Source organism: Tissierella pigra (assembly GCF_018917845.1).
Lineage (GTDB): Bacteria > Bacillota > Clostridia > Tissierellales > Tissierellaceae > Tissierella > Tissierella pigra.
On sequence record NZ_JAHLPJ010000001.1, the window covers coordinates 291,375 to 306,424 of the forward strand.

Genomic DNA, 15,050 nt, shown 5'->3' on the forward strand with positions numbered 1-15,050 from the left:
ATTGTATGGTTGACATATTATTAATTTAATTGTATGCTATGTATACAAATATAATTAGCGAAAGCTAATAAAGGAAAGAGGGTGTTGAATTGGGTACAGAGATTACTCCAAATATCTATTATCAAGTTCTTAATCAATATCAAGCTGCACAGCTTTTGTTTGAATCCATAAAATTAGATATTTTTTCTTACTTGGATAAACCAACAACAGCAGTAGAAATTGCTAATGAAACAGGATATGATGAACAAAATGTAGAATTGCTTTTACTTGCACTTCTATCATGTAACTATATTGGTAAAGAGAACAACAGTTATTGTAATACAAAGATTGGAGCAGAATATTTATCAAAGAAAAGTCCCTATTATATGGGGGAAACAATTCTATTTCGTGAAACCATGACTTCGCTTTATGATATTGGAAACAAAGTTAAGTATGGTTCTGAAAAACAAGCTGGAATTGGATATGATTTTGCAACTTTAGCAGAAGTTACTGTTCCTGAAATGTACGCTACCGGTCGAGTAGATAGTTTTGTTTCAGAAATTAAGACTATTTTTACGGACATGAACAAGAAGTATAAAATACTTGATTTAGGCGGAGGTTCTGGAATACTGGCAATTGAATTTGCTAAAAACTATCTCAACAGCAAAGCTTATGTATTCGAATTTCCCAATGTAGCAGTTACAACTGAGAAGATTATTAGCCAACACAATATGGAGGACAGAGTTTCAATTTTGGTGGGGGATTTCAATACTGATGAGATTGGAAACTCTTATGATATGGTTATAGCTTCTGGTATATTGGACTTTGCCACAGGTGATTTAGATAGTTTTATATCAAAAATCTCAGACGCTCTACTGGATAACGGATATCTCCTTTTAATAGGACGATATTCAGATAAAGAAGGTTATACTCAGGATAATATATTAGGTTGGCTTTCAGGCTATATGAATGGGATTAAGCCTCCTCCAACAAGAAATCGAGTTGAAACTGCATTGAACAAGGGACGACTTCAACTTGTTCATTCAATCCAATCTGGGAGATTTCAAGGTTATCTTTATAAGAAGGCGATGGTGTAGTATGTATGGAAGGATTAGGAAATGAGGTTATAAATGCTTTTATTACCCTTACAGAGAATATTGCAAATAGCAGAACAAATGTATTGGATTTTGGAAGCGAGGACATGATCTTTTATCGAGGTGAAATCCATATTATAAAGATGATTGGTGATTATCCAGGTATTTTTAGTTCAGAGATTGCCAGACGTTTTGGTATTACCCGTGCTGTTGTTCATAAAACCCTACTTAAATTAGAGGAGCGGGAATTTGTAATAAAAGAGCAGGATGATGAAGATAGAAAACGTCATAAATTATTTTTGACAGAAAAGGGGCAACTAGCCTATGAGTATCATGAAAAATATCACAATCTGCATGATAAAGCCTTATTTGACTATGTAGAAGGATTACCTAGTGATCAATTAGAGGCAATTAAGGGATTTTTAGAACATGCAAATAATTTAATTCAAAATCATGCGTAAAATATGTATAAAAAAGGGACTGTACGAGATTTAAAGTCAGGCATACTTTAAAGGACTTGATAATAAAATTAAAGAGGTGGAAAAAAGAGGAGTTATCTGGAGGTGAGAATCAGTAGTAGGTACTATGAAAGGAGCATATATATGTCTTTTGATGGAGTAATCATAGGTGTAGGAGCATTTTTAATAATTGGGATTTTGCATCCAGTTGTAATAAAAACTGAATATTATATCGGTGTAAAAGCCTGGCCTTTATTTTTAATAGGAGGGTTAGTTTTCATTTGTTTTTCCCTATTTTCAGAGAATACAATTATATCATCTCTTTTAGCTGTACTTGGATTTTCCCTACTATGGAGCATTCATGAAATTTTTGAACAGGTAAAGAGGGTAGAAAAGGGATGGTTTCCAAGTAATCCTAAAAAGATTAAATGATCCCCGAAACATTAGGCACGGTTACTTTTGTTTCCATGGCAGAATAGTTGGAATCCTACAAACTACTAATGACATCTTATTCGATACCGTAAAAGTAGAGGTGCTGGGATTAAAGTTTGAGATATTATCATTTAAATCTTTATGAGATGATGGTGTTGATAGATAAGTAATAGGTAAAATAACAAAGTTGAAGGGGCTTTGAGTTAAAGGTGACTTCATGGAAATCTACTAATTTCCATGAAGTCATCTTATCTCAATACTTTCTCGTGTTTTTATTCCCCCACATTCCACATGGAATAGTATTTTTCCTTGTTTTCCAGTAGTTCTTCATGAGTTCCCTGCTCTACTACTTGACCATTATCAATTACAATAATGTTATCTGCATTTTTGATTACTGAAAGGGTGTGAGCAATCATAATTACAGTTCTTTCCGCATTTAAAAGGTTTACTATTGCTTGTTTTACAGCAAGCTCATTTTCAATATCAAGAGATGCTGTGGCCTCATCAAGTAAAATTATGGGGCTATTCTTGAGTATTGCTCTACTTATGGAAAGACGCTGACGCTCTCCCCCTGAAAGGCGATTACCGTTTTCCCCCACAGGTGTATCATATCCTTGAGGCATATTCATAATAAAGTCATGACAGTTTGCAAGTTTGCAAGCTTCTATTATTTCATCATCAGTTGCTGTTGGTCTTGCATATCGTATATTATTTTTAACTGAATCATTAAACAAAAATACATCTTGGTCTACTTGTGATATATAAGAAAGTACTTTTTCAGAAGCTATGCTATCTATTGGCAGACCTCCAATTTTTATACTTCCATTGTGAGGAGTATAGTATTTGGAAAGCAAATTCAAAATTGTAGATTTTCCCGATCCTGATGCTCCAACAATTGCAGTAAGCTTTTTGTCCTTTGCCACAAAGCTAATATTTTTTAATACAGACTCTCCCTCTACATAGGAAAAATTAACACCATCAAACTCTATTTCATAGGATGTAGGAGAAAAGTCATTATTATTTGCAATTTCTTCCTTCTCTTCAATAATATCTGCAATACGTTTTTTTGAAATCATAAGATTTTTATAGGAAGTCAAATCGATAAACAATGTACCATTCAGTCTACATATAAACAGGGGAATAAGAGAAAGCATCACAAAGTCGGCAACTGGAATAACTCCCTGAAGACAAGCTCTTCCCGAAAGCAAAATAACTAAAGGAAATGTAAGCCATTGAAGGATATTAAATCCTACACCTATGGGAATTACAACTAATTCATATACAAAGCTAATATCACTGTAATCCTTCATAGCATTAGTAACTGTTTTATTTTTCTCTCCTCCAAAGCCATAAGCACGCATGGTTTGTATTCCTGTAATATATTCTGTAATACTGCTGACGTTTTCAACAGAAATAATGTTCTTTTTATTCCCATAGATACGGACACATAAAAATGACAAAGCCAATGCAGGAATAAGCAATAAAAATGCAGCCAGTAAAACCATGCCTGAGGGCAGATGCTTGGTACTTATATATACAATAACCATAAGCATAAGTACAATATTCTTCAAAATATCACCTATTTTATGGGTAAGAATATTTTCATAGTTGTTTACATCGGCAGTTGTACCATTGATATAGGTTCCTGTCTGAGTTTTTGTAAATCGTGAAAGAGGTATTCTTTTTAATTTATCTCCTAAAAATAGTCGAATATTTTTACTTACCATAGCACCACCTATTTGTCCCTTTGTGTAACCAACACTATAAATAATCAAACGAAGAATAAATATTCCAGCTACAAAAGCTGTTAGAATAAGTATTGATTTGAAATCCATACTATCTGACCAGAGAAGTTGTATAGCTCCATAAATAGCAATAAAATTACAGCCAGAAATCAGTCCTTCTATAAGATTCAGCAAAATAGATAATCTGAAACTTGGGTTCTTCTTCATTACTGCCTTAGTTTGCATGGGCTTTGCCTCCCTTCATTGTGTAAGAAATATTTCTTGCAGCATTATAATCTTTCCATGCCTTAGAATAGTATTCACTATTTTTAAGTACCTCATCATGGGTACCTATGGAAGAAACTGTATGGTTGTCAACTATAGCTACTCTATGGCAGTCCTTTACAATACTCAAGCGATGGGCAATGATAATGACCGTTTTCCCTTTACATAGATTTTTTATTGCCATATCTATTTCTGCTTGATTTTCTGGATCGGCTGCAGAAGTTGCCTCATCTAAAATAAGAATAGGTGCATTTTTAAGGATTGCTCTTGCTATGGCAATACGCTGTTTTTCACCACCAGAAAAACGGGAACCATAGCTTCCAACAAGAGTATCATAGCCTATAGGCAGACTCATGATAAAATCATCAATCTGTGCCTTTCTTGCTGCCTCTCGTACCTCCTCAATACTTGCCTTTTCTCCCATGCGAATATTTTCCAAAACACTTCCCCTAGTTAAAAAGCTTTTTTGAAATACAATTGATATTTTCTGGAGAAGCTCTTCATAATCAATATCCTTTATATTCTTACCCCCTATAAAAATATCACCCTTTGTCACATCATAAAAACGAGCAATAAGCTGAACAAGAGAGGTTTTTCCTGCACCTGAAGGACCTACAACTGCAAGACTTTCTCCATCTGCAATTTCTATACTGCAATTTTGAAGTACATCTGTCTCTCCATCGTAGGAAAATGATACATTTCTGATTTCAATATTATGTTTTTTGGGAAATGAGCTTCCTCCTGAAAATATAGGCTCCTTCAAAATCTTATCTACCTGATGAACTGCATTTAACACCTGTGCAAAACTGGAACCAAGCTCTTGTAAAGGTCTGATTTCCGTTAAATAAAGTGAGCCTACAAAGGCAAAGAGTATAAATACACTTGCACTAATAGAACCTTTCAAGAACCAAAATCCACCCATAGGTACCATAAAAAGAATTCCACACTCCAGAATAACAACAAAGGAGGCATAAGGCGGTCCCATTTTCTTAGACATTATAGTCCATACCTCATGTTCATCTGATACGGCTTTTGAATATTTCTTAAATGAACTGCTTCCCATATTATATGCCTTAACCAGCTTCATACCTCCTATGTACTCAATAACTGCAGCATTTAAAGAAGCAATGGCTTTATTCCCTTTATCCATAAGAGACGAAGCATTACTAAACATTACACCCATAATTACAAAGGCAAGTACCATTGGTACAAGGCTCATAAGTGCAAGAGGCAGGTTTATAGTACATAAGTAGATGAAAATAGCAATAGGACCAGTAATATAGAATATAAACTCTGGAAGATTATGGGCTAGAAACAGCTCTAATTTTTCTATATTTTCATTAAGTATAGTCTTAATCTCTCCTGTATTCCTCTCATTTAGTACACCTAAGGGCATTTTAGCCATATGTTCTGACACCATACACCTTACTCTGAATAAAGCATTATAGGCTCCACGGTGGGATAATATACCAGATATGCCAAATAGCATAAATCGTCCAGCAATACCTACAGTAATGATTACTCCATAATGGACAAGTGTCTCTGCTGTACAGGTATTCATATATACTGCTTCTATTAAGCGATAAATTCCATAGTATGGAATTATGGTACAAAGTCCGCTTAGGAAGGAAGATAAAACTGCTGCAAACAAATACACTTTATTTTTACCAGACCATTTCATCAATAAAGAAATAGGATTCTGTTTGTTATTTTTCATAGTTTTAAGCCTCACTTTCTAAAGAATTGCAAATAAAATGTCTTGCAATTTCATTTTTATTGTTTATATTTAAAGGTAGATCAAAAGATAGGGTTCCTTCATCAATACGAACAACCCTAGTACATACCTCTGTAATAAATTCATAATCATGGGTAATGACGAAAATAACCTTACCCATCTCAGCCAACTTTTTTAAAAGATCTGTTACTTTTATCATACCTTCAAGGTCAAGTCCACTGGTAGGTTCATCAAAGATAAGAATTTTCTTTTGACAGATCATACTGACTGCCACAGCAAGGCGCTGCTTTTGTCCTCCTGATAGAGTTCCAGGATGTTTTTCTCTAAATTCCAATAGATTTAAGGTTTTAAGGGTATTTAATACCTTTTCTATTTCCACATTATCCATCCCATAGGTACACTCATTTTCTACACTATCTGCAAAAAGCTGGTAATCTACATCCTGCATAACCATATAAGATAGCTTTAGCAGTTGTTTTTCACTAATAGGTTTTCCCTTCCACATAAGTTGTCCAGAAATAGGTTTTCTTAGACCACAGATAGTTTCTGCCAATGTGGATTTACCTGCACCGTTATGTCCTGTAATTCCAATGATTTCTCCTTGTGATGCTCCAATTGTCATATCTTGAATAACTACTTTTTTTCCATATCCTGTACTGATATTTTGAAGTTCAAATATAGTTTCTTTAGATAATAAATTATTCTGTATATCTATCAGTGAAAAATCAAAACCCCGAAGCCCTAATCTTTTTCTTTTTTCCTCACTTTGAGAAAAAAATTCCTTAGATGTAAAGCAGTTTTCAATTTTTCCTTTATTCATATAAACAACACGATCTACAATATCTTGCAGATAATATAACCGATGCTCCGTTATGACTATGGTTTTCCCCTGCTTTTTTAGAAGTTTAAGTCGCTGACGCAGCTGTTCTGTACATTTGGTATCTAAATTTGCCGATGGCTCGTCTAAGAGATAGATTTCAGGTTCCATAGCATATATAGAGCCAAAGGCAACCTTTTGCTTTTCACCACCAGATAATTCAAATATTCCGCGTCCCATAATATTCTGTAATCCAATATCTTTGATTGTCTTATCTACACGTCTCAAAAGCTCATTTCTAGGATAAGATAAATTTTCTATTCCAAAGGCAATTTCACTGTCCGTATCGATATTAAAAAATTGACTCCTTGGATTTTGATAAACCATACCTATTTTTTCAGCTATTTTATATGAAGGTGATACAGATATATCCATATTGCAAGCCATTATACTACCTGATAGCTTTCCCATATAGAAATTAGGTATAAGCCCGTTTATAAGCCTAAGAATTGTGGTCTTCCCACATCCGCTTTTACCACTTATTAAAACACATTCACCTTTTTTAATATGAAGGTTTATATCGTATAAATTATTACCATCAGAGCCTTGATAGGTGAAAGATACATCTTTAAGTTTAATCATTTTAGATCCTCCAAATAAATATTAAATATAATAGAGCAGCAAGGACGCAAATTGCATCTACAGTACGAAAACGAATTTCTTGTATGCTTGTTCTCTTTAGTGGGTTCTCTATTCCACGACTTACAGAGGCAGCAGAAAGTTCATCTGCACGGCGAGATGCAGACATCATAATAGGCACATATATGCACTCTATTGTACGAGCAGGGTTCTTTATAAATCCCAAAAATCCTGGTGTAACATTACGCATTTTCATGGCATTTTTTATTTTCTTTGTATCTTCACCAATTGCAGGAAAGTAACGAAGCATTACCGTTAAAGGTATTAAAACAGATTTTGGTATATTCATTCTAGAGAGAGCCGCCATAAATTCATTGACACGAGTCGTACCTATAAGTATTCCTCCCAGCATCCCGCAGGGCAGTACCTTCCTTATAAACCTTACAAATAATGCAATATAATTTGAAAGATGGGAATTAAATACAGTCATACATATATAATCAATTCCTAAAAATGCAAAATATATTAAAGCAAGTTTAAATGAAAAACCATAAACACCACATAATAATCCAAGAATTAATATCATAACTGTAAGTAAAATTTCCCCTTTAACGGAAGGCATAATAAATACTGCCAGATTGCCCATAACAAGGAGTAATAACATTGTGCGTGGATCAAGGTGTAAAAGTCCTTTATTTTTAGCTCCTATTTTCAGCATAGATTTCATGCAATCATACCTGCTTTTTTAAATTGTTTCTTGAGAAGTTTTTTACCTACCAAGCAGCTAATAAGTCCACAAATGATAATGGAAATAATCATAGCAGGGAGCATCCATCCCTGTGCAGTGGCACCCATAATCTCCACATAGGATTGTTCAGTACCTTTACCCAGCATATAGGAAAAATACGATTCCCGATTTATCCATAGCATCATATAAGATCCAATGGGATTCATAGAGAATATGAGGAAGCTCAATATGTTCAACTTATTGCTTTTAAACCTTCCTGCCCCTGCAATTAAATCTGCTGCAATCCCCAGAAGAATATAAAATACTGCCCACATCCAATACATTCCTGTAATAAATATCATGAAGCCCATAATAGTTCCAAGAATTATAGTAGGTCCGTGTTTTGGAACCTTTCCTAGAAGTAGTAAATATATGGGACCTGTAAGCAATGCTAAAGCACTGGGCATCAAGAATGTCAGTATAGGATTAGGAGCAAAGAACATGCCTCCTACCATAGTAAAAACGAAAAATAGTGCAGTAAAAATACCACAGGTTACAAGATCTTTTACTGTAAGGCTTTTTTTAATTGATTTGTGATTCATAAAATAACTCCTTTGCTTGAAATTTTTAGTTAGTCATGACTAACTAAAAATCATTGTAATTCAAAGGAAGCTATTATACAATAGTTATAGAATGTATTAGTCTTTTCGTGATATATTTTCGTCCAATCGTGATAGGAGGAATAATAGAAATGAAAAATATAATAAATGAATATTATGACCCTTTACTTACAAATAGAGGTTTTTTACCTGTTGAAAACAAAGGTGATTTTTGTGTTATGGGGAAATGTTGGGAGCTGTCAGATTCTATAGGAACAGGGCAATACTGGATATATGAGCAGAAAAATTTATATTGTATAAAGATTCATGATTTTTCTTTTCATGAGGATAAGATTGTTGAGATGAGTGTCCCCAGATGTTTAAGTATAACATATTATGAATCTATTTCAGGGGAAGAACTGATACCATATAATAGACTGGAAGCAAATTGTGTGAAGACCTTTATTGGTGGGGATAAGCCCTTTAAGGCTAATATACATAAACGAATCCCCATTTACAGTACAGGAATAGAAATCTTTCCTTCATATTATGAGGAATATCTGGAAAAACATTATCTTGGAGAATATAAAAGTCCATATGATGCCTTTCAGAGCATAGATGAAACAGATGATTTCCCTGAAATGGTAATGCTTCTTATGCAGATAAAAAATTATCGAGGAGAGGGCATTGCAGCAAAACTATTTTATGATGCAAAGGTGACTGAGGCAGTAGCACTTGTGGTAGAACGTCAAAGAAAACAGGATAGTCAAAAGCAAATTACTTTATCTGCAAAGGACAAGGAGCTTCTCTTATCTGTTACTGCATATATAGACGACCATTATGCTTTTGATATTACATTAGATCAACTTTCAAAAATTGCCTGTATGGGAACAACAAAGCTGAAAACTTCTTTTAAACTACTTCATGGATGTACTATTACTAAATATATTCAGCATCGGCGTATGAGTAAGGCAGAATATCTTCTAAGCTGTACAGATTTAACTATAAATCAAATAGCACAGACCGTAGGCTATAATAGTGCCAGTAGATTTTCAGAATTATTTCGTAAGAGTACGGGAATACTGCCAAATGAGTATAGAATAATTGCATCAGGAAACAGATAAGGTATTATATTTTGTTGAAACTACACAATATATGGAATTGATACACTGATATTGTACCTAGTCTTTTTTATAAATCTTTGATATGATTATTGTATAAAAGTAGTATGGAGGTAAAAAATATGTATGAATCAGGAGAAATGTATTTAGAGACCATTTTAGTTTTAAGGAAGCGTAATGGTCAAGTTAGATCTATAGATATAGCAAGGGAATTAAACTTTAGTAAACCTAGTGTAAGTCGTGCAATAGGAATTTTAAAGGATGATGGCTATATATTAGTAGATGACAGTGGTTATATTGAATTAACAGAGAAGGGTACTAGGGTTGCTAAAGATATCTATGAAAAACACAAAGTTTTAACAGAATTCTTTACCACCATAGTTAAAGTATCGCATGAAATTGCAGAAGAAGATGCATGTAAAATAGAACATGTAATCAGTGATGAAACTTTCCAAGGTTTAAAAAGAATTTTGGAAGATAATAGTGATAATTTATAGATAAGATACTATTTTTATTTTATTAGAGAATAGGTAGTAATTTTATAAAACAATTGTATGCTTGACATACGATTGTTTTTATTGTATGCTATGTATACAAATATAGTTAGCGAGAACTAACTTAGGAAAGAAGGTGTTAAATTGCATGCACAGATTACCCTAAATATCTATTATCAAGTTCTTAATCAATATCAAGCTGCACAGCTTTTGTTTGAATCCATAAAATTAGATATTTTTTCTTACTTGGATAAACCAACAACGGTAGCAGAAATTGCTAATGAAACAGGATATGATGAACAAAATGTAGAGTTGTTTTTACTTGCGCTTTCATCATGCAATTATATTGATAAGGATAATAATAGTTATGAATGGGATTAAGCCTTCTCCAACAAGAAATCGAGTTGAAACTGCACTGAACAAGGGAAGACTTCAACTTGTTCATTCAATCCAATCTGAGAGATTTCAAGGTTATCTTTATAAGAAAGTGATGGTGTAGTATGTATGGAAGGATTAGGAAATGAGGTTATAAATGCTTTTATTACCCTTACAGAGAATATTGCAAATAGCAGAACAAATGTATTGGATTTTGGAAGCGAGGACATGATCTTTTATCGAGGTGAAATCCATATTATAAAGATGATTGGTGATTATCCAGGTATTTTTAGTTCAGAGATTGCCAGACGTTTTGGTATTACCCGTGCTGTTGTTCATAAAACCCTACTTAAATTAGAGGAGCGGGAATTTGTAATAAAAGAGCAGGATGATGAAGATAGAAAACGTCATAAATTATTTTTGACAGAAAAGGGGCAACTAGCCTATGAGTATCATGAAAAATATCACAATCTGCATGATAAAGCCTTATTTGACTATGTAGAAGGATTACCTAGTGATCAATTAGAGGCAATTAAGGGATTTTTAGAACATGCAAATAATTTAATTCAAAATCATGCGTAAAATATGTATAAAATAGGAGGGGGAAATGAAAAGACAAATTATTATTTTACTGCTGGCTATTGTAATGTTATACTCGTTGACTGGATGTGGCAGTGATACACAGCAAGAAATCAATCAAACTGAAACAATTGCGAAAGCCACGAACAATAAATCAGATGAAGATACACAATCTCACACAAGGACAATAATAGACTTGGGAGGCAATGAAGTAGAAATTCCTCCAGTATCGGAAATTGAGCATGTTGTTGTTATTACACCGCCAGTTACTTCAGTTTTGCTTGAAGTTATACCTGATACAGATATGATTGTAGGCCTTAGCCCAAAAGCTTTTGTATATTCTAACGAAGATGTTATGAAAAAGTTATTTCCCAATTATAAAGATATTGAAACAACTTTTGTAGGGGATGATTTTTCTATCAATACTGAAGCACTTTTGGCACTAAATCCGGATATTATTCTTTATTATGGTGAAAATCAGAGGAAAGGTCTTGAAAATATTGGACTTCCTATTATCAATTTCTTTTCTCCTAAATTAATCGACCCTAAAGATGTAACGGTTGCTTGGGATAATTTATTACGAGAGATATTTGAAACGGATGGCGGTGAAAGCCTTGAAACAGAATGGGAGTATTTTGACACAAAAGTTGAAGAAATCTTGGTAGGACAGACTAAAGAACCAAAACGCGGTTTGTGGGTGTTTAGCAATGTTGGTGGTAGTTTAGTTGCGGCTGGCAGCAGCTCCTTTGATTCTTATGCAGAAAGTTTTTTTGAAAAGGCTGGTATAGTAAATGTAGCAACCAGTATAGAGGGAACCGCCGAGGTGGATATGGAACAAATTTATGAGTGGGATCCAGATATTATTTTTGTATTCCACAATGTACCAGCACAGAGGTATTTGAACAATAGCATAGAAGGACAAGATTGGTCACTTTTAGAGGCTTGGGAAAATCAAGCTATCTATGATATTCCGCAGACAGCTTATTCATGGGGTGCACCTTGTGCAGATTCTCCATTAATGCCTTTATGGTTGATTTCGAAGGCATATCCTGAACTATATGGCGAAGAAGAGTTTCGTAGTGAATTATCTGGATATTATAGAAGACTACATAATGTCACTTTGACAGAGGAAAATATGGACATGATTTTGAATTTAAGGGACATTAAATAGCTATGGATAGAACTGTCAGAAATCAATATTTAATAATTATAACTTTTCTTTGCATTTTGCTGGTACTGGTAATAGTTGGTTCTATGGTTTTTGGAAGATATAAAATTAGCTTAGTAGATATTGGTAATGTAATTAAAAATCGAATAAATGGAACCTATGACGATACGCTTAAAATTATGGATCATGTATTAATCAATGTACGTCTGCCGAGAATATTATTAGCTGGATTGGTGGGTGCCGGATTTGGTGCGGCTTTAGGAATACTACTTTTTTCTGACGACAGTGTGATTTCGTCTTTACTTCCTTTTGTTTTTGGTATTTCCAGTATCCTGCTGGTGTTCTTTCTTGCAGGTGGACAAGGTCGTACAGAAACGTTATCCCTTGTATTATCTGGTATTATAGTATCATCAATTTTCAATGCACTTACATCACTTGTAAAGTATGTGGCTGATACTGGAGATAAACTACCTGCAATAACATTTTGGCTTATGGGGAGTTTCTCTAATACCACATACACCCATATAAAGATTTCAATTATTCCCGCATCAATAGGTATTATAGGCTTGTTGGCTCTACGCTGGAAAATCAACTTATTATCCCTTGGAGATGAGGATGCTTATACAATGGGTATCAATCCAAACCGTACACGCTGGAATATAATTTTTTTCTCCACATTGGTAACTGCAGCTTGTGTGACGGTATCAGGCATAATTGGTTGGATCGGTCTTGTTATTCCTCATATATGCAGACGAATTGTAGGTGGTAATCATGGCAGACTACTTCCGGCATCTTGTTTAATGGGTGCGGTATTTATGATACTGGTTGACAGCATAGCAAGGAATCTAACACTAGCAGAAATACCTATTGGAATTTTAACTGCATTAATTGGAGCCCCTTTCTTTGCAGTAATTTATAGGCAATCCAAAGGAGGAATGTAGATATTGTTAGAGGTCAAAGATGGAACATTTTATTATAATCAAAAGACACCTATATTGGAAAACGTCAATTTTAAAATGGACCCAGGTGAAATCATGGCTGTCATGGGTCGTAATGGAGTTGGAAAAACAACATTGATTAAATGTATTGCTGGGATATTGAAATGGAAAAGCGGTTATTCTATCGTTGCCGGGCAAAAAAGCGGCAACAACAAACCCATTGCTGAGATTGGATATGTTCCACAAGCACATAAATCCTCATTTTCATATTCTGTTCGGGATATGGTTGTATTTGGAAAAGTAGGACACAATTCATATTTTGCAGTTCCACAGAATAAAGATTATCAAAAAGCGGATGATATTTTAGAGCGTATAGGTATTAAGGATTTGAGAGATAAACCCTGTAATGAATTAAGTGGTGGACAATTACAGCTTGTTTTTGTCGCAAGGGCATTGGTAAATTCACCACAGCTTCTGATATTAGATGAGCCAGAAGCCCATTTAGATTTTCGCAATCAATTAAGGTTATTGAAGCTGATAAAGAATGTTGTTTCTGAGCAAAATATATCCTGCATCATCAATACCCACTATCCTAATCATGCAATTAGGATAGCTAACAAGTGTTTTTTATTAGGGGATAATGATTACCAAGAAGGAGCTGTACAGGAGGTAATGATAGACACAAATATCAAAAAGTATTTTTCCGTTCGTTCTCAAACACTATATACTACTTACGAAGGTATACAGATTCCCACTTTCGTTTTCTTAGATGAGGTATAGCATATATTTCATTTGAACTGCATGGTCAAAAGGGTAGCTTTAGTTTTATTTCAAAGCTACCCTTTACTTTACATATAGTTGAGATTTTCCTATTTGCATAAATCCCGTGGAGTAATTCCAAATCTTTCTTTGAATGTTTTTGAAAAATGGCTTACATTTGAATATCCTATAGCAAAAGCTGTTTCGCTCACATTATGTTTTCCACCTTCAAGTAGAGAGAAAGCTTTTTCAAACCGTTGTTCACGGATGAACTCATATACTGTTTTTCCAAAGTATTGTTTAAATGAACGTTTTAACTTACAATCATTCATGTGAATTATGCGGGATAATTCTAGTAATGTGGGAGGATATTCTAATCTATTTAATAAAATTTCACGGGCATACATCAAACACTCCATATCAGTTTTTGACAGTTGATTATGGAGATTCTTAGAACAATCTTCACAAAGTAATCTTTTGATATTTATGGACATCAGCTCTAAAATATAGCTTTCAAGTAACAGTTTGTTGAGATTGTCTGATCCATTAGCAAAACATAAATCTAGCTTTCTTAAAATGCTTTCCTCTCGTACATCACTTTTAAAATCGTAGCAATAGTATGTACCCTTTTGAAATGAGCTAAAACCGATATTGTTTTTGCCGCAAACCGATTCACAGAAGTGGTCAAAGGCACTGGAGCTAACCCAAATAGAGTATAAATTTATTTCCTCATCCCTATCATACTTAGAATGACAATTAGTTTGTCCTAGAAAACCTAAAGATGAATAACCTGGTCGAAGTTCAACAGGGGTGTTATTTACTTCTCCAAAAATATGATTTTTTCTGCTATAACTTAATTCAAATATAGGCGATGTAGTTCCGGATTTTCTCTCTGCTTTATCTGGTAATATGCCTGAGGAAATCATGATATTTACATCTGGTCTTACAGTAATGATTTTTCTTGCAAATATATTGGAAGATTCAAATTTTAAGGGTAAATACGACATTTTATCACTCCTACATCTTTTCATCATCTACTAAAAAGTAAAATAGACGACACACTATCTATTTCCATTATAGTTAGTCATTGCTAACTAGTCAAGAGTTAGATTTTATGCTAGTAAAGT

Annotated in this window: 16 protein-coding genes; 10 read left to right on the forward strand and 6 right to left on the reverse strand. The window is 34.0% G+C overall.

Going from position 1 to position 15,050, the window contains the following annotated elements:
• Nucleotides 1-89: 89 nt before the first annotated feature.
• The 3 genes from KQI41_RS01545 to KQI41_RS01555 all read left to right on the forward strand — a co-directional run bounded on the left by KQI41_RS01545 (nt 90) and on the right by KQI41_RS01555 (nt 1,963).
• Nucleotides 90-1,076 (forward strand): class I SAM-dependent methyltransferase, encoded by a 987-nt coding sequence (locus tag KQI41_RS01545; RefSeq protein WP_154440107.1) that lies wholly within the window; start codon nt 90-92, stop codon nt 1,074-1,076.
• Nucleotides 1,077-1,081: 5 nt separating this feature from the next.
• Complete coding sequence (locus KQI41_RS01550) at nt 1,082-1,534, forward strand: MarR family winged helix-turn-helix transcriptional regulator (RefSeq protein ID WP_154440108.1); 453 nt, start codon at nt 1,082-1,084, stop codon at nt 1,532-1,534.
• 141 nt (nt 1,535-1,675) lie between these two features.
• Nucleotides 1,676-1,963, forward strand: coding sequence for a DUF4491 family protein (locus KQI41_RS01555; RefSeq protein WP_154440109.1), 288 nt, complete (start codon nt 1,676-1,678; stop codon nt 1,961-1,963).
• Between the two features lie 272 nt (nt 1,964-2,235).
• Here KQI41_RS01555 and KQI41_RS01560 read toward each other — a convergent pair whose 3' ends face one another.
• From KQI41_RS01560 to KQI41_RS01580, 5 genes are read right to left on the reverse strand one after another with little or no spacing between them, the layout of a single operon-like run.
• Nucleotides 2,236-3,933 carry an ABC transporter ATP-binding protein gene (locus tag KQI41_RS01560; RefSeq protein ID WP_154440110.1) on the reverse strand — a complete coding sequence of 566 codons (1,698 nt, stop codon included), beginning with the start codon at nt 3,931-3,933 and terminating at the stop codon, nt 2,236-2,238.
• Complete coding sequence (locus KQI41_RS01565) at nt 3,923-5,689, reverse strand: ABC transporter ATP-binding protein (protein ID WP_154440111.1); 1,767 nt, start codon at nt 5,687-5,689, stop codon at nt 3,923-3,925. Before KQI41_RS01565 ends, KQI41_RS01560 begins: the two co-directional genes overlap by 11 nt.
• Before the next feature lie 4 nt (nt 5,690-5,693).
• Nucleotides 5,694-7,166 (reverse strand): ABC transporter ATP-binding protein, encoded by a 1,473-nt coding sequence (locus KQI41_RS01570; protein ID WP_154440112.1) that lies wholly within the window; start codon nt 7,164-7,166, stop codon nt 5,694-5,696.
• Nucleotide 7,167: 1 nt separating this feature from the next.
• Nucleotides 7,168-7,890, reverse strand: coding sequence for an energy-coupling factor transporter transmembrane component T family protein (locus KQI41_RS01575; RefSeq protein WP_154440113.1), 723 nt, complete (start codon nt 7,888-7,890; stop codon nt 7,168-7,170).
• Nucleotides 7,887-8,492: an MptD family putative ECF transporter S component gene (locus tag KQI41_RS01580; protein ID WP_154440114.1), complete on the reverse strand. Its 606-nt coding sequence runs from the start codon at nt 8,490-8,492 to the stop codon at nt 7,887-7,889. Before KQI41_RS01580 ends, KQI41_RS01575 begins: the two co-directional genes overlap by 4 nt.
• A gap of 149 nt (nt 8,493-8,641) precedes the next feature.
• On the opposite strand from KQI41_RS01580, the gene KQI41_RS01585 reads away from it, so the two are divergent.
• The 7 genes from KQI41_RS01585 (at nt 8,642) to KQI41_RS01615 (ending at nt 13,944) form a co-directional block, all read left to right on the forward strand.
• Complete coding sequence (locus tag KQI41_RS01585) at nt 8,642-9,613, forward strand: helix-turn-helix domain-containing protein (protein WP_154440115.1); 972 nt, start codon at nt 8,642-8,644, stop codon at nt 9,611-9,613.
• A gap of 119 nt (nt 9,614-9,732) precedes the next feature.
• On the forward strand, nt 9,733-10,107 hold the full coding sequence (locus KQI41_RS01590) for a metal-dependent transcriptional regulator (protein ID WP_154440116.1): 375 nt from the start codon (nt 9,733-9,735) through the stop codon (nt 10,105-10,107).
• Between the two features lie 141 nt (nt 10,108-10,248).
• Entirely contained in the window at nt 10,249-10,485 is a 237-nt protein-coding gene (locus KQI41_RS01595; protein WP_154440117.1) for a methyltransferase family protein, read from the forward strand.
• Nucleotides 10,486-10,608: 123 nt separating this feature from the next.
• Complete coding sequence (locus KQI41_RS01600; protein WP_154440108.1) at nt 10,609-11,061, forward strand: MarR family winged helix-turn-helix transcriptional regulator; 453 nt, start codon at nt 10,609-10,611, stop codon at nt 11,059-11,061.
• A 25-nt stretch (nt 11,062-11,086) separates the two neighbouring features.
• On the forward strand, nt 11,087-12,229 hold the full coding sequence (locus KQI41_RS01605; protein ID WP_154440118.1) for an ABC transporter substrate-binding protein: 1,143 nt from the start codon (nt 11,087-11,089) through the stop codon (nt 12,227-12,229).
• A gap of 2 nt (nt 12,230-12,231) precedes the next feature.
• Entirely contained in the window at nt 12,232-13,167 is a 936-nt protein-coding gene (locus tag KQI41_RS01610; protein ID WP_216584684.1) for a FecCD family ABC transporter permease, read from the forward strand.
• A 3-nt stretch (nt 13,168-13,170) separates the two neighbouring features.
• Entirely contained in the window at nt 13,171-13,944 is a 774-nt protein-coding gene (locus tag KQI41_RS01615; RefSeq protein ID WP_229768552.1) for an ABC transporter ATP-binding protein, read from the forward strand.
• Between the two features lie 89 nt (nt 13,945-14,033).
• Here KQI41_RS01615 and KQI41_RS01620 read toward each other — a convergent pair whose 3' ends face one another.
• Nucleotides 14,034-14,930, reverse strand: coding sequence for a helix-turn-helix domain-containing protein (locus KQI41_RS01620; protein WP_216584685.1), 897 nt, complete (start codon nt 14,928-14,930; stop codon nt 14,034-14,036).
• Nucleotides 14,931-15,050: the final 120 nt, after the last annotated feature.

Bases quoted from the DNA above. Each gene is read 5' to 3' on its own strand.
- KQI41_RS01570 (WP_154440112.1), bottom strand. From the start codon at position 7,166: ATGATTAAACTTAAAGATGTATCTTTCACCTATCAAGGCTCTGATGGT.
- KQI41_RS01605 (WP_154440118.1), top strand. From the start codon at position 11,087: ATGAAAAGACAAATTATTATTTTACTGCTGGCTATTGTAATGTTATAC.
- KQI41_RS01555 (WP_154440109.1), top strand. From the start codon at position 1,676: ATGTCTTTTGATGGAGTAATCATAGGTGTAGGAGCATTTTTAATAATT.
- KQI41_RS01550 (WP_154440108.1), top strand. From the start codon at position 1,082: ATGGAAGGATTAGGAAATGAGGTTATAAATGCTTTTATTACCCTTACA.
- KQI41_RS01590 (WP_154440116.1), top strand. From the start codon at position 9,733: ATGTATGAATCAGGAGAAATGTATTTAGAGACCATTTTAGTTTTAAGG.
- KQI41_RS01580 (WP_154440114.1), bottom strand. From the start codon at position 8,492: ATGAATCACAAATCAATTAAAAAAAGCCTTACAGTAAAAGATCTTGTA.
- KQI41_RS01560 (WP_154440110.1), bottom strand. From the start codon at position 3,933: ATGCAAACTAAGGCAGTAATGAAGAAGAACCCAAGTTTCAGATTATCT.
- KQI41_RS01620 (WP_216584685.1), bottom strand. From the start codon at position 14,930: ATGTCGTATTTACCCTTAAAATTTGAATCTTCCAATATATTTGCAAGA.
- KQI41_RS01610 (WP_216584684.1), top strand. From the start codon at position 12,232: ATGGATAGAACTGTCAGAAATCAATATTTAATAATTATAACTTTTCTT.
- KQI41_RS01565 (WP_154440111.1), bottom strand. From the start codon at position 5,689: ATGAAAAATAACAAACAGAATCCTATTTCTTTATTGATGAAATGGTCT.
- KQI41_RS01575 (WP_154440113.1), bottom strand. From the start codon at position 7,890: ATGAAATCTATGCTGAAAATAGGAGCTAAAAATAAAGGACTTTTACAC.
- KQI41_RS01600 (WP_154440108.1), top strand. From the start codon at position 10,609: ATGGAAGGATTAGGAAATGAGGTTATAAATGCTTTTATTACCCTTACA.
- KQI41_RS01585 (WP_154440115.1), top strand. From the start codon at position 8,642: ATGAAAAATATAATAAATGAATATTATGACCCTTTACTTACAAATAGA.